The organism is Streptomyces sp. NPDC048664, assembly GCF_040650555.1.
In the GTDB taxonomy this organism is placed as follows: Bacteria; Actinomycetota; Actinomycetes; order Streptomycetales; family Streptomycetaceae; genus Streptomyces.
On sequence record NZ_JBEZHK010000016.1, the window covers coordinates 32,133 to 57,496 of the forward strand.

At 73.6% G+C, this 25,364-nt stretch carries 21 protein-coding genes; 10 read left to right on the plus strand and 11 right to left on the minus strand.

The annotated features are described in order from the left end of the window. Positions 1-9: 9 nt before the first annotated feature. Positions 10-1,980 carry a UvrD-helicase domain-containing protein gene (locus AB0C59_RS18860; RefSeq protein WP_363006100.1) on the minus strand — a complete coding sequence of 657 codons (1,971 nt, stop codon included), beginning with the start codon at positions 1,978-1,980 and terminating at the stop codon, positions 10-12. A 499-nt stretch (positions 1,981-2,479) separates the two neighbouring features. On the opposite strand from AB0C59_RS18860, the gene AB0C59_RS18865 reads away from it, so the two are divergent. Beyond that, on the plus strand, positions 2,480-2,668 hold the full coding sequence (locus AB0C59_RS18865; protein ID WP_363005870.1) for a hypothetical protein: 189 nt from the start codon (positions 2,480-2,482) through the stop codon (positions 2,666-2,668). Between the two features lie 31 nt (positions 2,669-2,699). On the opposite strand, the gene AB0C59_RS18870 is transcribed toward AB0C59_RS18865, so the two are convergent. Next, a complete protein-coding gene (locus AB0C59_RS18870) occupies positions 2,700-4,346 on the minus strand; it encodes a DNA repair helicase XPB (RefSeq protein ID WP_363005872.1) in 1,647 nt (548 codons plus the stop codon). A gap of 168 nt (positions 4,347-4,514) precedes the next feature. Between AB0C59_RS18870 and AB0C59_RS18875 the strand changes: the two genes are divergently transcribed. Next, complete coding sequence (locus AB0C59_RS18875) at positions 4,515-5,159, plus strand: dihydrofolate reductase family protein (RefSeq protein ID WP_363005874.1); 645 nt, start codon at positions 4,515-4,517, stop codon at positions 5,157-5,159. A gap of 24 nt (positions 5,160-5,183) precedes the next feature. Here AB0C59_RS18875 and AB0C59_RS18880 read toward each other — a convergent pair whose 3' ends face one another. Beyond that, entirely contained in the window at positions 5,184-7,766 is a 2,583-nt protein-coding gene (locus AB0C59_RS18880; RefSeq protein ID WP_363005876.1) for a helicase-associated domain-containing protein, read from the minus strand. Positions 7,767-7,916: 150 nt separating this feature from the next. On the opposite strand from AB0C59_RS18880, the gene AB0C59_RS18885 reads away from it, so the two are divergent. After that, the gene (locus tag AB0C59_RS18885) at positions 7,917-8,963 is read left to right on the plus strand and encodes a hypothetical protein (RefSeq protein ID WP_363005878.1); all 1,047 of its coding nucleotides are present in this window, start codon (positions 7,917-7,919) and stop codon (positions 8,961-8,963) included. 42 nt (positions 8,964-9,005) lie between these two features. Then, entirely contained in the window at positions 9,006-9,614 is a 609-nt protein-coding gene (locus AB0C59_RS18890) for an HAD family hydrolase (RefSeq protein WP_363005880.1), read from the plus strand. A gap of 34 nt (positions 9,615-9,648) precedes the next feature. On the opposite strand, the gene AB0C59_RS18895 is transcribed toward AB0C59_RS18890, so the two are convergent. Next, entirely contained in the window at positions 9,649-9,903 is a 255-nt protein-coding gene (locus AB0C59_RS18895; protein WP_363005882.1) for a hypothetical protein, read from the minus strand. Positions 9,904-10,077: 174 nt separating this feature from the next. On the opposite strand from AB0C59_RS18895, the gene AB0C59_RS18900 reads away from it, so the two are divergent. Next, on the plus strand, positions 10,078-10,461 hold the full coding sequence (locus tag AB0C59_RS18900) for a cold-shock protein (RefSeq protein ID WP_363005884.1): 384 nt from the start codon (positions 10,078-10,080) through the stop codon (positions 10,459-10,461). Positions 10,462-10,488: 27 nt separating this feature from the next. Here the strand turns inward: AB0C59_RS18900 and AB0C59_RS18905 are convergent, their stop codons facing one another. The 4 genes from AB0C59_RS18905 to AB0C59_RS18920 all read right to left on the minus strand — a co-directional run bounded on the left by AB0C59_RS18905 (position 10,489) and on the right by AB0C59_RS18920 (position 14,077). Next, entirely contained in the window at positions 10,489-11,355 is an 867-nt protein-coding gene (locus AB0C59_RS18905) for a 1,4-dihydroxy-6-naphthoate synthase (RefSeq protein WP_363005886.1), read from the minus strand. Further along, positions 11,336-12,106 (minus strand): futalosine hydrolase, encoded by a 771-nt coding sequence (locus AB0C59_RS18910; protein ID WP_363005888.1) that lies wholly within the window; start codon positions 12,104-12,106, stop codon positions 11,336-11,338. The genes AB0C59_RS18905 and AB0C59_RS18910 overlap by 20 nt, the downstream gene beginning before the upstream one ends. Beyond that, positions 12,073-12,537 (minus strand): DUF2771 domain-containing protein, encoded by a 465-nt coding sequence (locus tag AB0C59_RS18915; protein WP_363005890.1) that lies wholly within the window; start codon positions 12,535-12,537, stop codon positions 12,073-12,075. Before AB0C59_RS18915 ends, AB0C59_RS18910 begins: the two co-directional genes overlap by 34 nt. 106 nt (positions 12,538-12,643) lie before the next feature. Beyond that, positions 12,644-14,077, minus strand: coding sequence for an MFS transporter (locus AB0C59_RS18920; RefSeq protein WP_363005892.1), 1,434 nt, complete (start codon positions 14,075-14,077; stop codon positions 12,644-12,646). A gap of 360 nt (positions 14,078-14,437) precedes the next feature. Between AB0C59_RS18920 and AB0C59_RS18925 the strand changes: the two genes are divergently transcribed. The 3 genes from AB0C59_RS18925 (at position 14,438) to AB0C59_RS18935 (ending at position 19,945) form a co-directional block, all read left to right on the plus strand. Further along, positions 14,438-15,364 carry a DUF3027 domain-containing protein gene (locus AB0C59_RS18925; RefSeq protein ID WP_363005894.1) on the plus strand — a complete coding sequence of 309 codons (927 nt, stop codon included), beginning with the start codon at positions 14,438-14,440 and terminating at the stop codon, positions 15,362-15,364. 306 nt (positions 15,365-15,670) lie between these two features. After that, complete coding sequence (locus AB0C59_RS18930) at positions 15,671-18,820, plus strand: molecular chaperone Hsp90 (protein WP_363005896.1); 3,150 nt, start codon at positions 15,671-15,673, stop codon at positions 18,818-18,820. Between the two features lie 198 nt (positions 18,821-19,018). Further along, positions 19,019-19,945 (plus strand): hypothetical protein, encoded by a 927-nt coding sequence (locus AB0C59_RS18935; protein ID WP_363005898.1) that lies wholly within the window; start codon positions 19,019-19,021, stop codon positions 19,943-19,945. Between the two features lie 17 nt (positions 19,946-19,962). On the opposite strand, the gene AB0C59_RS18940 is transcribed toward AB0C59_RS18935, so the two are convergent. After that, positions 19,963-22,356 (minus strand): HAD-IC family P-type ATPase, encoded by a 2,394-nt coding sequence (locus tag AB0C59_RS18940; RefSeq protein ID WP_363005900.1) that lies wholly within the window; start codon positions 22,354-22,356, stop codon positions 19,963-19,965. 94 nt (positions 22,357-22,450) lie between these two features. Further along, complete coding sequence (locus AB0C59_RS18945; protein ID WP_363005902.1) at positions 22,451-22,705, minus strand: DUF2530 domain-containing protein; 255 nt, start codon at positions 22,703-22,705, stop codon at positions 22,451-22,453. Positions 22,706-22,967: 262 nt separating this feature from the next. Here AB0C59_RS18945 and AB0C59_RS18950 point away from each other — a divergent pair, with 262 nt between their 5' ends. After that, positions 22,968-24,419, plus strand: a complete 1,452-nt coding sequence (locus AB0C59_RS18950; protein WP_363005904.1) for an NCS2 family permease — start codon at positions 22,968-22,970, stop codon at positions 24,417-24,419. Positions 24,420-24,447: 28 nt separating this feature from the next. Here the strand turns inward: AB0C59_RS18950 and AB0C59_RS18955 are convergent, their stop codons facing one another. After that, positions 24,448-24,630, minus strand: a complete 183-nt coding sequence (locus AB0C59_RS18955) for a ribbon-helix-helix protein, CopG family (RefSeq protein WP_360977185.1) — start codon at positions 24,628-24,630, stop codon at positions 24,448-24,450. Positions 24,631-24,838: 208 nt separating this feature from the next. Here AB0C59_RS18955 and AB0C59_RS18960 point away from each other — a divergent pair, with 208 nt between their 5' ends. Then, positions 24,839-25,276 carry a MarR family transcriptional regulator gene (locus AB0C59_RS18960; RefSeq protein WP_363005906.1) on the plus strand — a complete coding sequence of 146 codons (438 nt, stop codon included), beginning with the start codon at positions 24,839-24,841 and terminating at the stop codon, positions 25,274-25,276. Positions 25,277-25,364: the final 88 nt, after the last annotated feature.

Consider the following 25,364-nt stretch of genomic DNA (forward strand, 5'->3'; position numbering starts at 1 on the left):
GCACCGCCGTCAGGCCTGGGCCAGCTGGGCCGGCAGGGGGTCCGTGTGGGTGACGGTCAGGCCGGAGACCGCTCGGGTCAGGGACACGTACAGACGCCGCAGGCCCGTGCGTTCGTCCGGTTCGGCCCGCACGATGGCCTGGGGGTCGTCCAGGACCACGTAGTCGTACTCCAGGCCCTTGGCCAGGGACGCCGGTACCAGGGTGAGACGGGTGTCCCGGGTCGTCTCCTCGCCGGGGCCGAGGTGGCCGAGGCCCGCGGCGGTGAGCGCCTCGGCCAGCTCCGGGACGCGGGCGTCCGCCGCGATCAGGCCGACCGAGCCCTCGTTGCGCAGCGACTCCTCGCAGGCGGCCACCACGTCGGACGTGCCGGACACCGGGCGGACGTCGAAGGACCCGGGGTTCTCCCGGACCGACGCCACCGGTGTGAGGCCCGGCGCGATGTGCGGCAGCAGCCGGGAGGCGTACGTGATCACGTCCGTGGGCACCCGGAAGCCGGCCGTCAGCTCCTCGACGACCGCTTCCCCCTTCCCGAGGTGCGCCAGGGCCTCCGGCCAGCTGCGCGTGGCCCAGGGCGTGGTGCCCTGCGCCAGATCGCCGAGCACGGTCGCCGAACCGGTCGTGCACCGCCGGCCGACCGCCCGGTACTGCATCGGCGACAGGTCCTGCGCCTCGTCCAGCACGACATGGCCGAGGGAGTGCGTGCGCTGGACCAGATCGGTGGCCTCGTCGACCAGGACGGCGTCCGCGGCGGTCCACCGGGCCGACTTCACGGAGCGGGCGGGCTTCGCCTGAAGGATCTCCTGCTGCTCCTCGGCGCCGAGGAGCCCGTCCGCGTGCTCGGCGAGGAAGTCCGCGTCGGTGAGCAGCCGCAGCACCAGCTTCGCGGGGTCGACCGGCGGCCAGATCGCCTTGACCGCCGCCTTCACGGCCGGGTTGCGGGCCACGGAGTCCTGCACACGGTCGTCCGGCGCCTCCCCGGCCCGCTCCATCTGGACCAGGACGGCGTGCGCGATCCGCTGCGGCAGGGCCTCGCGGGCGGCACCGTAGCGGATGTCCCGGTCGAGCAACTGCTTCACGAGCTCTTCGAGTTCGTACGCCGGCACCCGCCAGCGCCGGGAGCCGCGCACCACCACGACGGGCTCCGTCGGCATCGTCACGTGCGCGCGGACGGCCCGGCGCAGCACCTCCGCCATCCGGGCGTCGCCCTTGACGACCGCGGCGGACGCGCTGTCCGTGCCCCGCACCTCGACGTGCGCCACGAGGTCGTCCACCGTGGCCTGCCTGACCTCCAGCTCGCCGAGCGCGGGCAGCACCTGCTCGATGTAGTGCAGGAAGGACGCGTTGGGCCCGATGACGAGCGTGCCGGTGCGGGCGAGCCGCTCCCGGTGGGCGTAGAGGAGGTAGGCGACCCGGTGGAGGCCGACGGCCGTCTTCCCGGTGCCGGGGCCGCCCTGCACGCAGACCGTGCCGGACAGCCCGCTGCGGACGATCTCGTCCTGCTCGGGCTGGATGGTGGCCACGATGTCGCGCATCGGGCCGACGCGCGGCCGCTCGATCTCCTGCTGGAGCAGCTTGCTGGTGGCGGCGGCCTCGGCCGGGTCGGAAAGGTGCTCGTCCTCGTACGCGGTCAGGTCGCCCCCGGTGTAGCCGAAGCGGCGGCGCAGGCCGACGTCCATCGGGTCCTTCGTCGAGGCCCGGTAGAAGGGCTGCGACACGGGCGCGCGCCAGTCGATCACCATCGGGTCGCCGTCGGCGTCGTGGACGTGCCGGCGCCCGATGTAGAACCGCTCGCCCTCGGCGCCCTCGGCCCGGTCGGCCCCGGGAGCGTGCAGGTAGTCGAGGCGGCCGAAGAACAGCGGCGTGTGGCTGAGGTCGGCGAGCGCCTTGATGCGGTCGTCGATCTGGCGGGCGAGGACGGCGGCGTTGACCCAGTTCGCGGTGACGTCGCGGATGTCCAGGTTCTCCACGTCCTCCCGCATCGCGCGCAGCGCGGCCCGGGAGGAGGAGAGGTGGGAGCGCTCGCGGTCGAGGGGGTCCGGGGCGGCGGACGCGGAGGGGGCGGCGGACGACGTGGACGACGTGGACACGGAAAGGTGCCTCCGGGGCGGTGGGTCCCCCGCTCCGGCGGGGCCGGGAGCCGGGGGAGGCAGGCCGGGCGGGCGCGGTGCGCGCGCCGTCGGCCGTCACGGTGACGGGTGGCGGTGGTGCCGTCCGGTTTCCGGCCGGGCGGCGGCTCTCCGTGGCAGGAGGCGGGCAAGAGAGGAGATTCTAGGGGATGGGCTTCCCGGGGGCCCGGAATTTTCGGGCGGGCCCGGGGGAAGGGCCCTCGGGGCCTGACGGACGGTCCCTAGGGGCAGGGTCAGGGGCGGGGTCCCCCCGAAGGACGATGCCGGACCCGACCGGAGGCCTATCCGCAACCCGGGGAGGCTCCGACCTTGGTCCGACGCCATTCGGGTGCCGCGGGACCACCATGGAGACATGAGCGCAGCAACCTTCACCCCCGCCCAGCAGGGCCCGCCGCCGGGCGCGACCGCCTTCGACGGCAACCACCGCCCGCACCGCTTCGGCGACTCCCTGCGCGCCCTGAGGGTGTTCGCGGGCGCCGTGGTCGACGTGGTCCTCCTGGGTGAGTACGGCGAGGAGTCGGGGGTCCGCAGCCACCGCTGACGGCCCGACCCCGGCCCCCGCCCCACCCCCCTCAGCTCTCGGCCAGCAGCTCGTCCGCGTCCACGATCCGGTACGCGTAGCCCTGCTCCGCCAGGAAGCGCTGCCGGTGCGCGGCGAAGTCCTGGTCGATGGTGTCCCGCGCGACGACCGAGTAGAAGTGGGCCTGGTGCCCGTCGGCCTTGGGCCGCAGCACCCGCCCCAGCCGCTGCGCCTCCTCCTGCCGCGACCCGAACGTGCCCGACACCTGGATGGCGACGGTCGCCTCCGGCAGGTCGATGGAGAAGTTCGCGACCTTGGACACGACGAGCACGTTGATCTCGCCCTCGCGGAACGCGTCGAAGAGCTTCTCGCGCTGGGCGTTGGAGGTCTCGCCCTTGATGACGGGCGCCCTCAGGTGCTCGCCGAGCTCGTCGAGCTGGTCGATGTACTGCCCGATGACGAGGATCTGCTGCCCGGCGAAGCGCCGCACCAGGGCCTCGGTCACCTTGCGCTTGGTGTCGGTGGTCGCGCAGAACCGGTACTTCTCCTCCGCCTCGGCGGTGGCGTACGCGAGCCGCTCGGAGTCGGTGAGGTTGACCCGCACCTCCACGCAGTCGGCGGGCGCGATGTAGCCCTGGGCCTCGATCTCCTTCCAGGGGGCGTCGAAGCGCTTGGGCCCGATGAGGGAGAACACGTCCGACTCGCGGCCGTCCTCCCGTACGAGCGTCGCCGTCAGGCCGAGCCGCCGCCGCGCCTGGAGGTCCGCGGTGAACTTGAAGACCGGCGCGGGCAGCAGGTGCACCTCGTCGTAGACGATGAGCCCCCAGTCGCGCGAGTCGAACAGCTCCAGATGCGGGTACACGCCCTTACGCCGGGTGGTGAGCACCTGGTAGGTGGCGATGGTGACCGGCCGGATCTCCTTGCGCGTGCCGGAGTACTCGCCGATCTCGTCCTCGGTGAGCGAGGTCCGCTTGACCAGCTCGTGCTTCCACTGGCGGGCGGAGACGGTGTTGGTGACCAGGATCAGGGTGGTGGCCTTGGCCTCGGCCATGGCCCCGGCGCCGACGAGCGTCTTGCCCGCCCCGCACGGCAGCACGACGACGCCGCTGCCGCCGTGCCAGAAGTTCTCCACGGCCTGCTTCTGGTAGGGCCGCAGTGCCCAGCCGTCCTCCCGCAGCGCGATCGGATGCGCCTCGCCGTCCACGTAGCCGGCGAGGTCCTCCGCGGGCCAGCCCAGCTTGAGCAGCACCTGTTTGATCTGGCCGCGCTCGGAGGGGTGCACGGCGACGGTGTCCTGGTCGATCCGGGCCCCGACCAGCGGCGCGATCCGTTTGGAGCGCAGCACCTCCTCCAGCACGGGCCGGTCGGTGGTCGCGAGGACCAGCCCGTGGGCGGGGTGCTTGCTCAGGGTCAGCCGACCGTAGCGGTCCATGGTCTCGGCGATGTCGACGAGCAGCGCGTGCGGCACCGGGTACCGGCTGTACTGCACGAGCGCGTCCACGACCTGCTCGGCGTCGTGCCCGGCGGCCCGCGCGTTCCACAGGCCGAGCGGGGTCACCCGGTAGGTGTGGATGTGCTCGGGCGCCCGCTCCAGCTCGGCGAACGGCGCGATGGCGCGGCGGCACGCGTCCGCCTGCTCGTGATCGACTTCGAGGAGCAGAGTCTTGTCCGACTGGACGATAAGCGGACCTGAATTCACTGGTCACCCCTTCGTGCGGCCAAACCTAAAGTCTGCCCTACTCCGGCAAAATGTGGGAACGGGTGTGAGCGGCGTCCCGCCCGCTCGACGCATTCCCGTGGCCGCCGATGAGTCCGCCGCCGCCCACCGGTCCACCTCTGTGGAAAGACGACCGACAGGGAGCAGGACATGGGCCTCATCCACCTCGAACTCTTCACGACCCTCGACCTCGTCGGGCAGGCGCCCGGCGGTCCCGACGAGGACCCGGTGGGGTTCCCGTTCGGCGGCTGGCAGGCGCCCCTGCTGGACGACGTCCTCGGGGCGCAGGTCGACGCCGCGTACGAGGGCACGGACGCCCTGCTGCTCGGCCGGCGGACGTACGACATCTTCGCCGCCTACTGGCCCCACCAGAAGGGCGGCGAGGACGGCGCCATCGCCACCCTCTTCAACAGCGTCCCGAAGTACGTGGCCTCCCGCGGCAGGCCCGACCTGTCCTGGGCCGGATCCACCCACCTCGGCCCTGACCTGGCCCGCGCGGTGCGCGAGATCCGCGACCGGCACGCGCACGTGAAGGTGGTCGGGAGCCTGGACCTGGTGCAGACCCTCCTGCGCGAGAAGCTCTTCGACCGCCTCGACCTCTGGGTGCACCCGATCGTGCTCGGCGTGGGCAAGAAGGTGTTCGACGGCGGCGTGGTGCCCGCCAACCTCGCCCTCCTCCAGCCGCCGGAGGCCGGCCCGAAGGGCGTCGTGCACCTGCGCTACGGGCTCGCCGACGGCATCCCCGCGACGGGGGACATGAGCGCGCCCGGTCGCGGCGTCGGGCACGACGGCTGAGGGGGCCGCGCCGGCGGCGGGCGGTCAGACCTGGTCGTCCGCGAGTTCGGCGACCCCGGTGACCCGGTGCAGGGGATAGGTGCGGACCTCGTCGGCGGTGTGGTCGTACGCCGTCACGAAGCCGCCCTCCACACGGATGGGCGCGATCACGCGCTGGCTGGCGGTGCCCTCGGCGTTGACGTAGCCGATCCACAGGGTGGTGCCGGTGAGGACGGCCGCCTGCATCGTGGCGAGGGTCTCGGCGGAGGTGGTGCGGGGCAGCTCGCCGGGCCGGTCCGGGGCACCGGGGGTGCTCTTGTGCGGGGTCGTGGACGCCAGGTCCCCGGCGCGGATGGCCCGTACGGCGGCGGCCAGCAGGGTCGCGTCCGGCGTCGGGGGACCGTCCGGGACGGGCTGAGGGGCGGTGCGCGGCGGGGTGCGGTGGGCGTGCGCGCGGGCGATCAGGACGTCGCCCTCCGCGGACTCCGCGGCCGGTGCGAACCCCATCGCGCGCAGCCCCTCGAGCAGGGCCGCCGGGTCGCTCTGGGCGGCCAGGACCGTGGGCGCCAGGCGGCGCAGCCGAAGCCCGGCCGCACGCTTGTCGGCGAGGATCTCGTTCAGGACGGAGTCGTCGTCGCAGCGCACGTACGCCGAGGCCGCGCCCACCCGCAGATGGCCGTGCCTGCGCGCCACGTCGTCGATCAGGTAGGCGAGCGGCTGCGGGACGGGGGTGCGGGAGTGCGCGGCGAGGAAGGCCTGCAGGTCGGAGGCGGCACGGCCGGCGTCGAGCGCGCGGCGCACCGAGCCGGGCGTGAACCGGTAGACCGTCGCGCCACCCTTCGACTCGATGTCCGCGAGCACACCCAGCGTGTCGGCCAGGGGCCGCTTCAGCGGGCCCGGGGCCACCGCCGTCAGGTCCGCCTGGAGGAGGACGTGGTCGACGGGCTCCGGGAGCCGCGGGGCGAGCAGCCGGGCGGCGTGCGCCGCGGCGGCCGTCCGCTCGGCCGCGCTGAGGCCCTCGCGCCGGCCCGGGCGCTGCGGGTGCCGGTGGTGCACGGGCAGCTTGTCGCCCGGTCCGGGCACCTCGGCGGCCGGCTCGGGCTCCGGATGCTCGCCCAGCAGGGCCCGGCCGTGCGTGGACAGGGCGCCCCGGCCGGTGAGGCCCAGGGCCTCGGCCTCGGACAGCGCCCACCGGGCCAGCCGTGAGCGCAGGTCGCCCTCGGAGGGCTGGGCGCCGCGCGCGGGCCGCTCCCAGCGCAGCCGGGCCAGCACCGACTCGGGGGCCGCCGACGCGCCCTCGGGCAGCCCGGCCAGCAGCCCCAGCACCCGCAGCCGCACCTCCGGCGCGGCCGAACGGTCCAGTCCCGGGCCGAGCGCGGACAGCGCGCGCTCCTTCGCGTCGCGCCCGCCGACGAGCCCCGGGACACGGGTGACGGCGAGCCAGGCGGTGGCCAGCGAGGCCCAGCGTTCGGCGGGGGGCAGTTCGAGCCAGTCGTCGTAGGCGGGGGTCGCGGCATAGCGCTCGTCCGCCTCGCCGTCCGAGGCCAGCAGCCCCGCCGCGTAGGCGAGTTCGACCCAGAAGGCGGCCACGGGCTCCGGCACGTCCAGCGCCACCGCGGTCCGCTTCAGGTCCCGCACGCTCAGCCCACCGGCCCGCAGTACCGCCGGGCCGCCCTCGTCCCAGTCCTTGAGCAGTTCCTCGACGGTCGCGAGCGCCGTGTACGCCTGTCCGGCCGCCGTCGCGTCCACGATGTCCGGGCGGTGCGCGGCGGCGGTCTCCAGGGCGGGCGGCAGCGGCTCGGTGGCGCGGTGCGCCCGCCCCGACCGCAGGTGCAGGGCCACCTCGCGGGGCAGGACGACGGTGCCGGGCGCGGTGGGCAGCAGCAGACCGCGGTCGAGCAGCCAGCGCAGCCGCGGGGCCGGATCCGGGGTGACCTGGCCGTACGGCGGCCCCCAGACCAGCCGGTCGAGGACGTCGAGGGACTCCGCCGGGGCCGTGTCCAGGAGGGCCGCCATCCGTGCGCGGTCGCCGAACAGTTCGGCGAGGCGGGTGAGGGCGGACACGGAGTCGGCGGTGCTGGGCAATCCGGTGGCCGCGAGGAGCTCCTGGATCCGGCCGGGCGACATCCCGGCGGCGGCCTCGGCGGCCGTGGGCCCGAGCCCGGTCGGGGACGGATGCTGGGGCGAGGGGGCCAGCAGCTCCCGCGCGGTGCGCACCAGTCTGAGCCGCTGGTCGTCCCCCCAGACCAGGGCCTGTTCGCGCAGCGAGGCGAGGGCGCGGGGGAGGGCCTCGGCGACCGCGGGGTCGGCCTCGGCCGCCCCGTCCCCCGCCATCAGCCCGAGCAGCACGTCGTAGGACGCCGGCTCCGGGGCGATCGCCAGGGCCTCCGCGGTCTGCAGCGCGAACCGGTCCAGCCGTTCGAGGGCCCGGACGACACTGGCGCGGGTCGCGGCCCGCGCGGCGAGCTGGGAGATGTCGGTGGGGACGGGGGTGACGAGGTCGGGGCGGTCCCGCAGGAGAGCGGCGAGCGAGACGTCGTCCCGTGCGCGCAGCGACTCGGCCAGTGATCGCGGGGCGGCGTGGCCGGCGACCGTGGCCCGGGTGGGTGAGCGCTCCTCGGGGGTCATCCGGCCCACGGTAGCGGGTGCGGCACCCCTGGCGCCCGGGGGCGCAACTCCCGGCCTGTCCCGCGTCCGAGGACGGGACCGCCCTCCCCGGACCCGGCCCCGGGATCGGGATACGGTACGGGTCAATACAGGCCCACCCGGAGGGGCGCCGTGGGGATCGACAGCGACCGCCTGGTCTTCGACTACCTGAGCCGGGTCGGAGACCTGGCCCACCAGCACCAACTGCCCTCCGCCGCGCGCATGCGCCTGGTGTCGGGGCTGCGCGAGGAGATCGACCGCCGCCGCGCGCAGTCCCCGGTCGACAGCCCGGCCGCGGTCCGCCGCATCCTCTCCCGCCTCGGCTCGCCCGACGACGTCGTGACCGCCGCGTCCACGGACGCCCCCGGCGGTGCCGAGCCCGGCCGCCCCGCCGCGGTCCCGGTCCAGCGGGCCGGCGACGACGGCGCCGAGGACCGCCCCCGGGGCCTGCGGCGCGTCGTGCCCCGCCCCCGCAGGAGCCCCGCGCCCGCGGACGCCGACCCGGCCCCGGGGACCGCCGGCACCGCCGGCACCGCCGGTAACGCCCCCTCGCCACCGCACCTGGCCGGAGCGCACGAGCTGGACCCGGGCGCGGGCCGGGCCGACTGGTGGCGCACCGACGGCGGCGGCCCCGGCGCGGCGTTCGGGCTCGGTGACGAGGTGCCGGGGTTCGTGGGCGGCGTGGAGATCCCGGAGCTGCTGAAGCCCCCGCCGCGTGACGTGCCCCGGCGCGGCGCGGACCCCGAGGAGCCCGAGCCGGGGCCCGACCCGGCCGGGGAGGTCGAACCGGCCATCGAGGGGACCGTGTTCCGCCGGCGCCGGCTGCCCCGCGTCGCCGTACGGCGCAACCCGCTGCTGCTCCTGGCCGCCGTGCTGCTCGTCGCCGGCGCGGCGGCCGGCAACTGGATCGCCCTCGGCCTCGGCTGGCTCATCGCCTGGCTGTCGCGGCGGCTGACCCCCGCCGAGTCCAAGTGGGCGGTCATGGGCCTGCCCGGACTGGTCGCGGGCGCCGCCGTCCTCTGGCTGTGGGGCCGCTCCACCGGCCGCTGGGGCACCCCCGTCGCCGCGGGCCACCTGGACGAGGCGGCCACCCAGACCTGGCCCTGGGTGATCAAGGGGGCGGCGATCGCCTCGGCGCTGTACCTGACCTGGCGCTCGCAGCGCGGGGGCCGCGGCTGATCCACCCGGGGCGGCCGCGCCACCCCTGGGACAATCGTCCGTATGGCCCCTCGCGCGCTCACGGTCGGCTTCGACCTGGACATGACCCTGATCGACTCCCGGCCCGGTATCCACGCCTGCTACCGGGCGCTGTCCGCGCGTACGGGGACGTACATCGACGCCGACCTGACCGTCACCCGGCTGGGCCCGCCGCTGGTGGAGGAGCTGGCCAACTGGTTCCCCGCGGACCAGGTGGACACCATGGCCGACCTCTACCGCGAGATGTACGTGGCCATCGCGATCACCGAGACGCCCGCGATGCCCGGGGCCCGGGAGGCGATCGACGCCGTGCGGGCGGCCGGGGGGCGCGCGATCGTCGTCACCGCCAAGTACGAGCCGAACGCCAAGCTGCACCTGGAGCACCTGGGGATCGAGCCCGACGCGGTGATCGGGGACCTGTGGGCCGAGGGCAAGGCGCAGGCGCTGATCGCGCACGGCGCGGGTGTCTACGTCGGGGACCACACCGGGGACGTCCGGGGGGCGCGGGCCGCCGGCGCGCTGTCCGTGGCCGTGGCCACCGGGCCGTGCTCCGAGGAGGAACTGCGCGCGGCGGGAGCGGACGTGGTGCTGCGGGACCTCGGGGAGTTCCCGGCGTGGCTCGCGCGCGGATGAGCGGACGACCTGAACAGGCGCCCCGAAAGGGCCCCTACGGGCGGCTCGCCTCGCGGGCGCGGCGGCGGCCCTGCGCGATGGACTGCAGTATGCCGGTTCCGGCCATCACGAACCCGACGGCCATGAGCATGCAGAGGCCGTACATGTACGTCGGGAAAGGCTTCGTGCCGAGCAGCAGTGGGGCCATGGTGACCAGAGTGGCCACTGCTCCGGCGAAGAAGACGAGGGCGCCGGCACGGATCAGCCGGTCGCCGGCCGCCGGGGAATTCGCTTGGGTTTTGTCACGCACCGGACCAGGGTAGTTCCCTGCGCGAGGAACCACTCGGCGACGGTCTTGTCACCGGCCCCAGGACCATTAGCCTTGGTACCGGCGGGTCCGTGCGGCCCGCTCAAGTGTTGTCCGGGCGCGGTTTCCGGCCCTTTGCAGACGCAGTTTCCGACGAGTACGAGGACGAGGACAGACGTGCCCACCGGCAAGGTCAAGTGGTTCAACAGTGAGAAGGGCTTCGGCTTTCTCTCCCGCGACGACGGCGGAGACGTCTTCGTCCATTCCTCGGTTCTCCCCGCCGGAGTCGATGCCCTGAAGCCGGGCCAGCGGGTGGAGTTCGGTGTCGTCGCAGGTCAGCGTGGCGACCAGGCGCTCTCGGTTGCGATCTTGGACCCGGCCCCGTCGGTCGCCGCCGCGCAGCGGAAGAAGCCCGACGAACTGGCCTCCATCGTCCAGGACCTGACGACCCTCCTGGAGAACATCACCCCGATGCTCGAGAAGGGCCGCTACCCCGAGAAGGCCTCCGGCAAGAAGATCGCGGGCCTGCTGCGCGCGGTCGCCGACCAGCTGGACGTCTGATCCCGGCCACCGGACGTCCGATCCCGGTCAGGGGAAGGCGAGCGCGTCCGGGCCGAGGGGCGGCAGAAGCCCTTCGGCCGCCGCGCGGGTGAGCAGCCCCCTGACCGCGGCGTAGCCGTCCTCGCCCAGGTCGGCCGTGAACTCGTTGACGTACAGCCCGATGTGCTGGTCCGCCACCGCCGGATCCATCTCCTGGGCGTGCTCCATGACGTAGGCGCGGGACGCCTCGGGGTCCTCCCAGGCGGCGCGGACCGAGGCGCGGGCGGACTCGGCGAGCAGCTTCAGGGTGTCCGCGCCCAGCGAGCGCTTGGCGATGATCGCGCCGAGCGGGATCGGCAGGCCGGTCGTGAACTCCCAGTGCTCGCCGAGGTCGGCCAGCTTGTGCAGCCCGTAGTCCTGGTAGGTGAAGCGCGCCTCGTGGATGACGAGCCCCGCGTCGACCTTGCCGTCCCGCACGGCGGGCATGATCTCGTGGAACGGCATCACGACGATCTCGCCGACCCCGTCGGGCAGGGCGTCCGCGGCCCAGAGCCGGAACAGCAGGTACGCCGTCGAGGTCTCGCTCGGCACGGCGACCGTCCGGAGGCCGCCGGCCGGCGCCCCGGCCGAGGGCTCCCGGGTGAGCACCAGCGGGCCGCAGCCCCGGCCGAGCGCACCGCCGCAAGGCAGCAGGGCGTACTCGTCCAGGACGTGGGGCAGGACGGCGTACGACACCTTCAGGACGTCGAGCTCGCCGCGCTCGGCCATGCCGTTGGTGACGTCGATGTCGGCGAAGGTGACGTCGAGCGCGGGCGCGCCCGGCAGGCGGCCGTGGGCCCAGGCGTCGAAGACGAAGGTGTCGTTGGGGCAGGGGGAGTAGGCGATCCGAAGGGGCTCACCGGGTGCTGCGGTCATGCGCGTCTCCCACTCTCCAGCTCTCCAGTACGGGTGCCAGCGCCGCGAAGCCCTCGGTGAGGGCCGTCAGGGCGTCACCGATGCGCCAGGCGGCACGGTCGCGGGGGCCGACGGGATTGGACACGGCACGGACCTCCACGGCGGGCGTGCCGTGCGCGGCGGCCGCCTCGGCCACGCCGAAGCCCTCCATGGCCTCGGCGAGCGCCTGCGGGTGACGGGCGCGCAGCTCGGTGGCGCGGGCCGCGCCACCGGTCGCGGTCGACACGGTCAGCACGGCTCCGGTGCGCGCGCCGGTGGCGTCGGCGAGGTCCCGTACGAGTGATGCGGGGGGCCGGTGGGCGCTGGTGCCGAAGCCGAGGTCGGCGACGGGCAGGAAGCCGTCCGGGGTCTCGGCGCCGAGGTCGGCGGCGATGATCTCGTCGGCGACGACGAGCGAGCCCACCGGGGCGTGGGGCGCGAAGCCGCCCGCGATGCCGGCGCAGACGACCAGGCCGTAGGGGGCGCCCCGCAGGGCGGCGGCGGTGAGGGCCGAGGCCGTGGCGGCCGCCGCGCGGCCGGGCCCCACGCCTGCCGCCAGCAGGTCAGGGCCGCCGTGGACGCGGTGCAGGACCGCTCCCGGCAGCGCCACCTCCTGCGCCCCGGGTGCGAACGCCCGGGCCACCGCGTCCCGTTCCACCGGGACCGCGGTGACCACCAGGGCACGCGAGGAGGACGTGATCAGGAAGCCTTCTTCTCGAACTTGAAGTTCCACAGGCCCGTCACCTTGGTGGTGCCCTCGCGGATGGAGACGAGCGTGGAGTTGCCGCTGGCCCCGTACTGCGAGTTGAAGAACACGCTGCCCGGGATCGTGCGGTAGGTCTCCTTGCTGGACTCGGTCAGCGGCTGACCGTTGAGCAGGATCGTCCAGCCCTCGTCCGCGATGCTCGGGTCCACGCCGAAGCGGACCGTGTCATCGGCGGCGACCTTGATCGACTTGTTGTCCTTGGACTTGAGGCACTTCGTCAGATCCGCCTCCGAGACCTGCTGGCCGTCGTTGTAGCAGGCGGTCTGGGAGCTCACCGAGTTCGTGCCGACCGTGACGGTCGCCATCGGCGTCGGCTTGTCACAGGCGGACAGCAGGAGAAGGCCGGCGGATACGGCGCCGAAAGCGGCTACGGCGCGGCGGGAACGCAGTGCGGTCATGGCCGAAGGCTATCGGGCACGTCCGGCGCGGGTCCCACCTGGGGGGCGCGACGTGCCGGGCGGTGGTGCGATCAGGTGGGTCCTCGCACCACCGGGTGTCCGATTCCTACCGGACCGTGCCCCGGGGGCGGAAAGGAGTGCCCTGGCGGGCCGAGGCGAACAGGCCGCGGGCCGTCGTCAGCCAGCCCGCCGCGACGATCGCGGCGCCCACCGCCAGACCGAGTACTCCGTTCAGCGGCAGCACGATGCCGATCGCGCCACCGAGCACCCACGCCACCTGCAGGAGCGTCTCGGAACGGGCGAACGCGGAGGTGCGCACCTGCTCGGGCACGTCCCGCTGGATGAGCGCGTCCAGCGACAGCTTGGCCAGGGCCTGGGCGAACCCGGCGACCGCGGCGAGGCACGCCACCAGGACCGTACCGAAGAAGACGGCCGCGACGATCGCCGTGCCCAGGGCGAACCCCACGACCGTCACGATGATCACTTCGGGGGCGCGGGACTTCAGCCAGGCACCCACGGCCGTGCCCAGCGCGTTCCCCGCGCCCGCCGTGACACCGACGACGCCCAGGGACACCGCCGCGCTCTGACCGGCGAGCGGGTGCTCGCGCAGCAGGAACGCCAGGAAGAAGATCAGGAAGCCGGACAGGCCGCGCAGGGCGGCGTTGGCGCCCAGGGCATGGGTGACGGCGGGACCGACCGTGCGCAGCCCTGGACGGCGCTGTGCCGCGCTCCGGCGCGGCCCGTGGAGGTGCTCGGCGTCCGCCGCGAGCAGCGCCCTGTCCTCGCCCTTGGCGGAGTCCACCTTGGGCGGCAGCGAGAAGGACAGGAACGTCCCCGCGGCGAAGATCACGAAGGCGCCGTACAGCGGCCACGCGACACCGGCGGCCTGCAGCGCGGCGCCGACGGGCGCGGCGACACCGGTCGCGAGCAGCCCGCTGAGGGTCACCCGGGAGTTGGCCTTCACCAGGGAGAAGCGGGGCGGCAGCAGCCGGGGCACCACGGCGCTGCGGACCACGCCGTACGCCTTGGACGCGACGAGGACGCCGAGCGCCGCCGGGTACAGCTCCAGGCCGCCGCTCGCGACCGCCCCCGAGATGATCAGCGCGAGCAGGGCGCGGGCCAGCATCGAGCCCGCCATGGCGGCGCGGCGGCCGTGCGGGAGGCGGTCCAGGAGCGGGCCGATCACGGGGGCCAGGAGGGTGAACGGCGCCATGGTGATGGCCAGGTAGAGGGCGACGCGTCCGCGGGCCTCGTCGGTCGGTACGGAGAAGAAGACCGTGGAGGCCAGGGCGACGGTGATCATGACGTCGCCGGCGCCGTTCACGGCGTGGAGTTCGATCAGCTTGCCGAGGCCGGACTCGCCCGCGCCGTGCGCGTGGGTCGCCTTGCGGATGCCCCGGGCGGTGCCCGTCACCGGGAGGTGCAGGGCACGCCCGATCGCACGGACGGACCCGCCGAACCGGCCCGAACCGCCCCTTCGACCGCGCCCCTCCGGGCCGCCCGCTCGGGCGGTTCCCTGGGACGACCTCGCGGTTGCCACCCCGTCATAGTGCCCCGAGAACGGCCCGGGTAGCGCGGTCACCGCGCGTGGGGGAGCGGGGGGTGTCTCCCGCCCGGAGGGCGGATCCGCGGCTTTGCTGTGGCTTTGCCGTGGACCCGGCCGAGGACGTGCCGGTGCCTCGGTGTGGGCCCAGCGCCCGGGAGAAGGTAGCGTGCGTAGCGCGCCGTGGCGATCGTTCTCGGCCGCGCGCCTCTCATCCATCCCGCAGAATGGGTGGTGTAGGTGTGCCCGAGCGCGATCGGGCGCGGACGTCGACGCGGCCCGCTGGTCCGCTCCGTCCGCTCCCCTAGCCAGAACCAGGGCGCACCCGTGAGACGGCGTAGGAGAGAAGCGATACCTGTGAGCGCAGCGACAACGCGAAGCCGCACCCCTGACCGCCTGTGCGCCGAGGCGGTCGACCTCGCCCGCGCGGCCGCCGAGGAGGCCGCCGCCCCCGGCGTCGTCGGCGAACACCTCGGGACGGTGTCCGAGGGCGACCGTGTTGTCACGCATTTCTTCGAGTCCAAGGAACTCGGCTACCGGGGGTGGCGCTGGGCGGTGACCGTGGCGCGTGCCTCGCGCGCCAAGGTGGTCACGCTGGACGAGACGGTGCTGCTGCCCGACTCCGACGCGCTGCTGGCCCCGGAGTGGGTGCCGTGGAGCGAGCGGCTGCGTCCGGGCGACCTCGGGCCCGGCGACCTGCTGCCGACGGACGCCGAGGACCTGCGTCTGGAGCCCGGCTTCTCCGGGGAGGACGAGCCGCCCTCGAACGCCGCGGTCTCCGGGGAGATGGCGGAGCTGGTCGAGGCGGAGGACGCGGAGGTGACGGGCGGCGTGCCCGCGAACCTGCCGTTCGCGCCGATGCGCGGGTCGATCGCGGCCGTGGCCGAGGAGTTGGGCATGCGCCGCGCCCGGGTCCTGTCCCGCTACGGGCTGCACACGGCGGCGGACCGCTGGGAGGACGCGTTCGGGCCCCGGACCCCGATGGCCCAGGCGGCGCCCTCGACCTGCGTCAGCTGCGCGTTCCTGGTGCCGGTCGGCGGGTCGCTCGGACAGGCGTTCGGCGTGTGCGCCAATGAGTTCTCTCCGGCGGACGGGCGCATGGTGTCCCTGTCGTACGGCTGCGGGGCGCACTCGGAGGCGGCCGTGATGCCGAAGACTCCGCGGCCGGCTCCGCCGGTGGTGGACGAGACGCGGGTGGAGCCCTTCCCCCTCCGCCCGTCCCCCGACTCGGGCTCGGTCCCCCCGCTCCCCGACGAGGCATCAGCCGAACTCGGCCACTCCTGAGCCACGGCTCGTCACGCAGTCCCCCGCGCCCGTCCAGGGGCGCGGGGACCCGCGCGAAACCCCACCACAGGCTCGCGGCCGCCCACGCACCGGTTAAGGGGCGCGGGGAACTGCGCAATCCCCACGACGGCCCCGCAGCCGACGACGCACCCGATCAGGGGCGCGGGGAACTGCGCGAAACCCCACCACGGCCCCGCGGCCGACGACGCACCCATTCAGGGGCGCGAGGAACCGCGCAAATCCCCCGCCCCCGCACCCCGCGCAGCAACCCGGTACCTTCGGCCGCACCCGACGAGGAGAGTGAACGTGACCAAGTTCGTGCAGCCCGCAGCCGAGGGCGCCGACCCCTTCGGGACCACCCGCCTGCGCCGCGGCGTGCTGGACGCCTGGGCCGCCAGCCCGGCCCGGTTCCGTGAGGACGCCAACGCCGAGGAGGACCTCGTCCTCGGCGGCTACCGGGACCGCCTGGTCGTGGAGCTCGCCCAGAACGCCGCCGACGCCGCCGCCCGCGCCCAGACCCCCGGCCGGCTCCGCCTCACCCTCCGCGAGGGCGTGCTCATCGCCGCCAACACCGGCGCCCCCCTGGACGCCGCCGGCGCCGAGTCGCTGTCCACCCTGCGTGCCTCCGCCAAGCGCGACACGGACGACAGCGCCGTGGGCCGCTTCGGCGTCGGCTTCGCGGCCGTCCTCGCCGTCAGCGACGAACCCGCGGTGGTCAGCCGGCACGGCGGCGTGCGCTGGTCCCTGGCCGAGGCCCGGGAGCTCGCCGAGGACACCGCCCGGCGCAGCCCCGGCCTCGGCGACGAGATCCGCCGCCGCGACGGACATGTGCCCCTGCTCAGGCTGCCGTTCGCCGCCGAGGGCACCGCCCCGCAGTCGTACGACACGGCCGTCATCCTGCCGCTGCGCGACGCGCCCGCCGCCGACCTCGCCGAGCGGCTGCTGAGCACCGTGGACGACGCGCTGCTCCTGGCCCTGCCCGGCCTCGACGAGGTCGTCGTGGAGATCGAGGGGCAGGCCCCCCGCACCCTGAGCCGCCGCACCGACGGCGCCGACACCGTCGTGGAGGACTCCCGGGACGGCATCACCCGCTGGCGCACCGCCGGCGGACACGGGCCCCTCACCCCCGAACTCCTCGCCGACCGCCCGGTGGAGGAGCGGCTGCGCCCCCACTGGTCCCTCACCTGGGCCGTCCCGGTCAACGACGACGGCACCCCGGCCCGCCCCCGTACGGCGCCGGTCGTGCACGCCCCCACCCCGAGCGACGAGGCCCTGGGCGTGCCCGCCCTGCTCATCGCCGCGTTCCCGCTGGACCCCACCCGGCGCCATGCCGCGCCGGGGCCGCTGACCGACTTCCTGGTGCGGCGCGCGGCCGACGCGTACGCCGAACTCCTCGCCTCCTGGCGGCCGGTGACGGCCGACGTCATCGATCTGGTCCCGGGACCGCTCGGCAAGGGCGAACTGGACGGGGCTCTTCGCCAGGCCATCCTCGAACTGCTCCCGCGCACCGCCTTCCTGCCCCCGGCGGCCGGCCCGGTCGAGGACGCGGACCTGCCCGAGGCCCTGCGTCCCCGGGACGCCGAGGTCGTGGAGGGCGCGGGAGCCGAGACGGTGCGTGTCCTCGCCGAGGTGCTGCCGAGCCTGCTGCCCGCGGGCCTGGAACGCCGCGCGGAACTGCGGACGTTGGGCGTGGCCAGGGTGCCGCTGACGGAGGCGGTCGACCGGCTCGCGGGCCTGGAGAAGGAACCCGGCTGGTGGTGGCGGCTGTACGACAGCCTGGCCGGGGTCGACCCGGACCGGCTGTCCGGGCTGCCCGTCCCGCTGGCCGGGGACGCCCCGTCGGACGCCTTCCGGACGGCGGCCCGTACGGCCATCGGCCCCCGCCAGGTCCTGCTGCCCACCGCGGACGGCTCCCCCGTCGCCCCCGGGTCGCTCGCCCGGCTCGGTCTGAAGATCGCGCACCCGGACGCCGCCCACCCCCTCCTGGAGAAGCTGGGCAGCCTCCCGGCCACCCCCCGCGCGGTGCTCACCACCCCGCAGGTGCGGGCCGCGGTCGCCGCCTCCCTCGACGACGAGGGCACCGGCTGGGACCAGGAGGGGCTGGACACCGAGGAGTTGGCGGACACCGTGCTCGCCCTCGTCCGGGACGCCGGGCTCGAACCCGGTGACGAGCCGTGGCTCGGCGCCCTGGCCCTGCCCGACGAGGAAGGCGAACTCGCGCCCGCCGGGGAACTGGTCCTGCCCGCAAGTGCCTTCGCGCGTGTCATGAGCGAGGGCGAACTTGCCTTCGTGGACGCCGAGTACGCCGAGCGGTGGGGCGAGCAGCCGCTGACCGCCTGCGGGGTGCTCGCGAACTTCGCCCTGGTCCGCGCCACCGACGTCGTCCTGGACCCGGACGAACTGGAGCCCCACGACACGGACTTCGCCGAGCCCGACGACGCCGGTCTGCTCGACGCCGTGGACGTGTGGTGCGAGGACGTCCTGGACCGGCTGCCACAGGCCCCCGTGCCGCCGGTGGCGACCGAGATCGTCGCCGTGCGGGATCTCGACCTCGTGGCCGACGACCGCTGGCCCGAGGCCCTCGCACTCCTGTCCCGGCCCCCGCTGCGCGACGCGCTCACCCAGCCCGTGCGCGTCCTGCTGCCGGACGGCACCCACGAGATCGTACGGCCGTACACGGCCTGGTGGTTGCGCGATCACCCGGTGCTCGACGGGCGGCGTCCCGCCGGACTGCGCGCCGCCGGCGGCGATCCGCTGCTCGCCGGGCTGTACGACGAGGCGGACGCGACCGGCTTCGACGACGAGCAGGTGCTGCGCGCCCTCGGCGTACGCACCACCGTGGCCGCGCTGCTGGACGAGCCGGGCGGCGCCGCCGAACTGCTCGACCGCCTCGCCGACCCCGACCGCACGGTCACGCCCTCCCAGCTGCACGCCCTGTACGGAGCCCTGGCCGAACTGGACCCGGAGCAGGTGACCCTGCCGGACGAGCTGCGGGCGGTGGCGGACGGCCGGGTCGTCGTCGTGGACGCCGCCGAGGCGGTGGTCGTGGACTCGCCCGACCTGCTGCCCTTCACCGAGGGCGTCCCGCTGCTCCCCGTCCCCCCGGCCCGCGCCGCCGACCTGGCCGACCTGTTCCAGGTGCGCCGCCTGAGCGAGTCGGTCTCGGGCGAGGTCACCTCCGAGGGCACCGCACACGAGGTGCCGGACTCCGTACGGGTCCTGCTCGGCCCGGCCACCCCGGCGTCGTACGTCGAGCACGAGGAACTGGTGGTGGACGGCGTCGAGGTCGACTGGCGCCTGACGACGGACGGCGTCCTGCACGCCGCCACCCTGGAGGGCGTGGCCGCCGGCCTGGCCTGGGCGGCCCACCAGTGGCCCCGCCGCTTCGAGGTGGCGGCCCTGCTGGAGGACCCGACCCGCACCGAGGAACTGGCCAGGGACCGCTGGTTCGACTGACCGCCCGCCCCTGAGAGGGGCGGCGGTGTGCGGCTGGTGTCCGGTACCCGGTCCGACGGTGTGGCGAAAATCTGTTGGGATTGTGTACAACCGTCGGGCCGGGTCAGGGATCTGATGTCACGAGTCAGCAGACTCGCCAGACACTCGGGTCCCACGTGAGGTCAATCCGTGGGCCCCCTTTCTCCATGTGGGGAACGCATGCGCATTCGTGCCACCGTGGCCGCCGTCTCCGGCGCCCTGGCCCTCTCCGCTCTCGCCGTGCCGGCCGCGCAGGCCGCCGGCGCCCAGGCGTCGTCGTACCAGCAGGGCGTCGCCGGCGTCCTTCGCGCCGCTCACGCCACCCACGGCATGTCCGCCTTCACCGCCGACAGGCCCGCCGTCGCCAAGCCCTACGCCCTGAAGGTCGGCTTCTCGAAGCTCACGATCGGCAAGGCGTACAAGGTCGGTACCACCAACCACGTCGCGTTCTCGGTGTCGTACACGCTGACGCACGGCGCCGACGTCGACATCAAGTCCTCCGACTTCAACACCGGCCCGATCATCTACAAGGGGTCGAGCACCGCGCGGGTCAACGAGCTCGGCGGGGAGGAGCCGGCCACGTGCACCGCCGTCTCCTCGACGGTGGCCACCTGCAAGGGCGACATCGACGTCTACCCGGCCGACGGCTACCTGATGAACAGCGACGCGGGCTCCTGGAGCGCCGGCGCCGTGGCCATCAAGTGGAACGGGCAGCAGGGCAAGACCAACCCCGACTACTCCAAGATCGGTTACGCCGAGACGGACGGTCTGGGCACCACCCTGATCCAGCGCAACGCCACCCTGACGACCGACGCCTCCCCGGAGCCGGTGAAGAAGGGCGCGACGCTCACCGTCAAGGGCAAGCTGTCCCGTGCCAACTGGGAGACCAACCACTACGGCGCCTACGGCGGCCAGTCGGTGAAGCTGCAGTTCGCCAAGAAGGGCAGCACCACCTACACCACGCTCACGACCGTCAAGGCCGACAGCGCGGGCAACCTGAAGACCACGCTCAAGGCGTCCGCGGACGGCTACTTCCGCTACTCCTTCGCGGGCAACTCGACCACCTCGGCGGTCACCTCCACGTCCGACTTCGTCGACGTCAAGTAGTCGGGAGACCCTCCCGCTCACGCCGGGAAGCGGCGGCCGACCCACCTCCACAGGAGCTCCAGGGCGGCCGCCGCCACCGCGGCGATCACGACCGCGACCCCCGGGATCGCGACCCCGACCAGCTTGAGCGCGAAGAAGTGCTGGAGCCAGGGCACGGCCAGGACGGCCAGGAACGCCGCGCCCATCGCGCCGACCAGCAGGATCCGCCACCAGGTGTAGGGCCGGGCGACGATGGCCAGCACCCACAGGGAGATCAGGAAGAGGGTGAGGGTCGCCGCGCTGGTCTCGGCGTCCAGGGAACCCGGACCCGCGTAGTGGTGGCGGGCGATCAGATAGGTGACGAAGGTCGCCACGGCCGCCACCACGCCGCCGGGGACCGAGGAGCGCATGACCCGCCGTACGAAGTGCGGGCGGGCCCGCTCCGTGTTGGGGGCCAGCGCCAGGAAGAAGGCCGGGACGCCGATCGTCAGGGTCGACAGCAGCGTCAGATGCCGCGGCAGGAACGGGTACTCCACCTGCCAGCACACCACCAGCACCGCGAGCAGCACCGAGTACACCGTCTTGACCAGGAACAGCGTGGCCACCCGCGTGATGTTCCCGATCACGCGCCGGCCTTCCCCGACGACCGCCGGGAGCGTCGCGAAGCTGTTGTCGAGCAGCACGATCTGCGCCACCGCCCGGGTGGCCTCGGAGCCCGACCCCATGGAGACGCCGATGTCGGCGTCCTTGAGCGCGAGCACGTCGTTCACCCCGTCCCCGGTCATCGCCACCGTGTGCCCGCGCGACTGGAGCGCGCCCACCATGTCGCGCTTCTGCTGCGGGGTGACCCGGCCGAAGACGGTGCCCTTGTCCAGGGACTTCGCCATCTCGTCCTGGTTCGTGGGCAGGTGCCGGGCGTCCACGACGTTCCCCGCGACCCCGAGCTTCCCGGCCACCGCTCCCACGGAGACCGCGTTGTCGCCGGAGATCACCTTGGCCCGGACGTCCTGCTCGCCGAAGTAGCGCAGGGTGTCGGCGGCGTCGGGGCGCAGCCGCTGCTCCAGGACGACCAGGGCGGTGGGCCGGGCGCCGGAGGTGACGTGGGGGTCGTCCAGGTCGCGGGAGGCGCGGGCCAGCAGCAGCACCCGCAGCCCCTGCTCGTTCAGCCGCCCGGTCTCGGACAGGGCGGGGTCGTCGGGGTCGAGCAGCACGTCCGGGGCGCCCAGCAGCCAGGTGCTGGACTCGCCGCCGCCCTCGCTGAACGAGGCCCCGCTGTACTTGCGCGCGGAGGAGAAGGGCATGGCCTCCACGCAGCGCCAGTCCTCGCTGTCGGGGTAGGCGTCGATGATCGCCTGGAGCGAGGCGTTGGGGCGCGGGTCCGACTCGCCGAGCGCCCCGAGCACCTTGCGGACGTACGTCTCGTCGGCGCCCTGGAGGGGGCGCAGTTCGGTGACGTCCATGCCGCCCTCGGTGAGCGTGCCCGTCTTGTCCAGGCAGACGGTGTCGACGCGGGCGAGCCCCTCGATGGCGGGCAGCTCCTGCACGAGCACCTGCTTGCGCCCGAGCCGGATCACCCCGATGGCGAACGCCACGGAGGTCAGCAGGACGAGCCCCTCGGGGACCATGGGGATGATCCCGCCGACGGTACGGGCCACGGAGTCCTTGAAGTCGCTCCGCTTGACCACGAGCTGGCTGACGACGAGGCCGATCGCGGTCGGGACCATCATCCAGGTCACGTACTTGAGGATGGTGGAGATACCGCTGCGCAGCTCGGAGTGGACCAGGGTGAAGCGGGCCGCCTCCTCGGCGAGCCGGGCGGCGTAGGCCTCGCGGCCCACCTTGGTCGCCCGGAAGGCGCCGCCGCCCGCGACGACGAAGCTGCCGGACAGCACGGGGTCGCCGGCCCGTTTGACGACGGGGTCGGCCTCGCCGGTCAGCAGGGACTCGTCGATCTCCAGGCCGTCGGACTCCACACAGGTGCCGTCGACCACGGCCTTGTCGCCGGGGCCGATCTCGATGATGTCGTCCAGCACGATCTCGGAGGTGCCGACCTCGGCGGCCGCCCCGTCCCGGCGCACGGTCGGGCGGGTCTCGCCGACCACCGCGAGCGAGTCCAGGGTCTTCTTGGCCCGCCACTCCTGGATCACGCCGATCCCGGTGTTGGCGATGATCACGTATCCGAACAGGCTGTCCTGGAACGGCGCCACGAACAGCATGATCAGCCAGAGCACGCCGATGATGGCGTTGAAGCGGGTGAAGACGTTCGCGCGGACGATCTCGCCCAGGGACCGGCTGCTGCGGACGGGGATGTCGTTGACCTCGCCGCGGACGACCCGCTCCGCCACCTCGGCGGCGGACAGCCCCCGCGTCGGGCCCGGCACCGGGACGGGGTGCACGGGGTCCAGCTCGGCGCCCGCGTCGATGTGCGTCATGCCTTCGACGGTACGTGCGGGCGTGCCGCTTCACCCGCCGAGGAGCGCGCCGTTTCGGCCTGCTCGCCGACCTGCCTGCCGAGCCGCCGGAGGCCTACTGCCGAGCCGCCCCGGCACGCTTGATGGCGGCGTCCCTCCCGCGGACGTACCAGATGCCGATGAGGCCGAGGCCCCCGCCCGCCAGGCAGGTCCACAGCCACCAGGTGCGGCCGTGGTCGTGGAACCAGCCGTAGAACGGCAGCTGGGCCAGGAAGAGGACGAACCACAGGATCGTGCCGCCGGTGATGGTGGCGACCACGGGGCCCTCAAGGGGCTCCGGCGCCTCGTGCTGGGGGGTCCACTTCGCCATGCGCACAGCTTACGAGGCATCGGAGCCGGTACGGCCGGGACCCTGGGCCCGGACGCCGCAAGCGTCTACGCGCGGAGATAGCGATCAACGCTTCATATGTTCATACTGAAACGGTTCGAGTCTGACCGTTTACATTCGTATGAAGTGCCAAGGGTGGCCTGAATCGTATGACGGTGAGACTCGATCACGTGTGCCAACCCCTGCGTCACCACGTGGGCGACCGGCACTCCCCGTCGCCCCTTCCGCACCCTTGAGGTCCCGCATGCCCACCTCGGCCACCGCCAAGGTCCCCGCCCCGCAGCAGCCGGGCACCAGGCCGCCGTCCGGCGCCTTCGACCGCTACTTCAAGATCTCCGAGCGGGGCAGCACGCTCGCGCGCGAGATCCGCGGTGGCTTCGCGACCTTCTTCGCGATGGCGTACATCATCGTGCTGAACCCGATCATCCTGGGCAGCGCCAAGGACATGTACGGGCACCACCTCGACCACGGCCAGCTGGTCACCGCCACCGTCGTGACGGCGGCCTTCACCACGCTGCTCATGGGAGTGATCGGCAACGTCCCGATCGCGCTGGCCGCCGGTCTCGGCGTCAACACCGTCGTGGCCCTCCAGCTCGCCCCGCGCATGTCCTGGCCGGACGCGATGGGCATGGTGGTCCTCGCCGGCTTCGTGGTGATGCTGCTGGTCGCCACCGGTCTGCGTGAGCGCGTCATGAACGCGGTGCCGCTCGGCCTGCGCAAGGGCATCTCGATCGGCATCGGCCTGTTCATCATGCTGATCGGCCTGGTCGACTCCGGTTTCGTCACCCGCATCCCGGACGTCGCGCAGACCACGGTGCCGCTCCAGCTCGGCGGCGACGGCCATCTGAACGGCTGGCCGGTGCTGGTCTTCGTGCTCGGCACGCTGCTCACCTTCGCGCTGATCGTCCGCAGGGTGTCGGGCGCGATCCTGATCTCGATCGTCACGATGACGGTCCTCGCGCTGATCCTGAACTCCGTCGCCAAGATCCCGTCCTGGGGCCTGACCGTCCCCAAGTGGCCCGGCAACCCCGTCGCCACCCCCGACTTCGGTCTGCTCGGCAAGGTCAGCCTGTTCGGTGGCTTCGGCAAGGTCGGGGTGCTGACCGGGATCCTCTTCGTCTTCACGGTCCTGCTGTCGTGCTTCTTCGACGCGATGGGCACGATCATGGGCATCAGCGACGAGGCCAAGCTGACGGACCCCGAGGGCAACATGCCCGGCATCAACAAGGTCCTCTTCGTCGACGGCATCGCGGTCGCGGTGGGCGGCGCCAGCTCCTCCTCGGCCACCACCTGCTTCGTGGAGTCCACGGCGGGCGTCGGCGAGGGCGCGCGCACGGGCGTCGCGAACGTCGTCACGGGCGCCCTCTTCGCGGTCGCCCTGTTCCTCACCCCCGTCGCCACGATGGTCCCGTCCCAGGCGGCGACCCCGGCGCTGGTCACGGTCGGCTTCCTGATCCTGTCCAACTCCGTCAAGGAGATCGACTGGGCCGACTACACGATCGCCATACCGGCCTTTGTGACCATGCTGATGATGCCGTTCACCTACTCCATCACCAACGGCATCGGCATGGGCTTCCTCACCTTCGTCGTCCTGCGCCTGGCCGCGGGGCGCTGGCGGGAGGTGCCGATCCCGATGTACGTCGTGGCGGCGGTCTTCGGCTTCTACTACCTGATGCCGGCGCTGGGCCTGACCTGAGCCCCGGCCCGCACCGGAGCGGCCCGGGTCAGGTGACCCCGTAGAACCGCTCCGTCTCCTCGACAGCGGCCTGAAACCGTTCGTCGAAGTCGTGGCGAGTGAGCGTCCGGACGACATAGTCCTGGACGCTCATTCCTCGTTTCGCGGCATGTTCCCGGAGCCTGTCGAGCAGCTCCCCGTCCATCCGCACGCTGAGCACGCTGGTCCCCATGGCACGAGGGTTGCCCGCTTCGGGCGGCCGACGCGTCACGTTCCGCTGCGATATCACTCAAATGGGTGATGTGTGCGGCGTGGCTGTTTCGGCCACGGGTGGGGGTCGGGAGCCCAAGGGGGCCAAGGGCTCGACAGTGGCCGGAGTCACCCCCGGGGCGGCACTTTCCGGTAGTCCTTAGAGAAGGTAATGAGTTATGCTAAAGAGCATGGCTGACCTGACCCATGGCGACGACGTTGCCGCCGTGAACGCTCTCCGCTCCGCTGTGATGCGCCTGTCGCGCCGACTGAAGCACCAGCGGGTCGACGAGTCGCTGAGCCCCACCGAGATGTCGGTGCTCGGCACCCTGTCCCGCTGCGGCTCCGCCACGCCGGGCGAGCTCGCCCGCAAGGAGCACGTCCAGCCGCCGTCGATGACCCGCATCGTGGCGCTGTTGGAGAGCAAGGGTCTGGTCCAGCTGGAGCCGCACCCCGAGGACCGGCGCCAGAAAGTGGTCTCCCAGACCGAGCGGGCCGAGGCGATGCTCGAAGAGAGCCGTCGTAAGCGGAACGCGTTCCTGGCCGGACTGATCGAGGGCCTGGACGAGGACGAGTGGGCGAAACTCCGCGCCGCCGCCCCCGTCCTGGAGAAGCTCGCGCACCAGTGACCGCCGCGGCCCCACCCGCGCACCCTCGACGCCGCAAGGAGGCGACCCCTTTGAGTTCGGGACCCGGAGCACCTTCCGCCCCCGCACC

Coding starts and splice junctions, on each gene's coding strand:
- AB0C59_RS18860 (WP_363006100.1), bottom strand. CDS start 1,980: ATGCGGGAGGACGTGGAGAACCTGGACATCCGCGACGTCACCGCGAAC.
- AB0C59_RS18865 (WP_363005870.1), top strand. CDS start 2,480: ATGAGCGCAGCAACCTTCACCCCCGCCCAGCAGGGCCCGCCGCCGGGC.
- AB0C59_RS18875 (WP_363005874.1), top strand. CDS start 4,515: ATGGGCCTCATCCACCTCGAACTCTTCACGACCCTCGACCTCGTCGGG.
- AB0C59_RS18880 (WP_363005876.1), bottom strand. CDS start 7,766: ATGACCCCCGAGGAGCGCTCACCCACCCGGGCCACGGTCGCCGGCCAC.
- AB0C59_RS18890 (WP_363005880.1), top strand. CDS start 9,006: ATGGCCCCTCGCGCGCTCACGGTCGGCTTCGACCTGGACATGACCCTG.
- AB0C59_RS18905 (WP_363005886.1), bottom strand. CDS start 11,355: ATGACCGCAGCACCCGGTGAGCCCCTTCGGATCGCCTACTCCCCCTGC.
- AB0C59_RS18915 (WP_363005890.1), bottom strand. CDS start 12,537: ATGACCGCACTGCGTTCCCGCCGCGCCGTAGCCGCTTTCGGCGCCGTA.
- AB0C59_RS18935 (WP_363005898.1), top strand. CDS start 19,019: ATGCGCATTCGTGCCACCGTGGCCGCCGTCTCCGGCGCCCTGGCCCTC.
- AB0C59_RS18940 (WP_363005900.1), bottom strand. CDS start 22,356: ATGACGCACATCGACGCGGGCGCCGAGCTGGACCCCGTGCACCCCGTC.
- AB0C59_RS18945 (WP_363005902.1), bottom strand. CDS start 22,705: ATGGCGAAGTGGACCCCCCAGCACGAGGCGCCGGAGCCCCTTGAGGGC.
- AB0C59_RS18950 (WP_363005904.1), top strand. CDS start 22,968: ATGCCCACCTCGGCCACCGCCAAGGTCCCCGCCCCGCAGCAGCCGGGC.
- AB0C59_RS18955 (WP_360977185.1), bottom strand. CDS start 24,630: ATGGGGACCAGCGTGCTCAGCGTGCGGATGGACGGGGAGCTGCTCGAC.
- AB0C59_RS18960 (WP_363005906.1), top strand. CDS start 24,839: ATGGCTGACCTGACCCATGGCGACGACGTTGCCGCCGTGAACGCTCTC.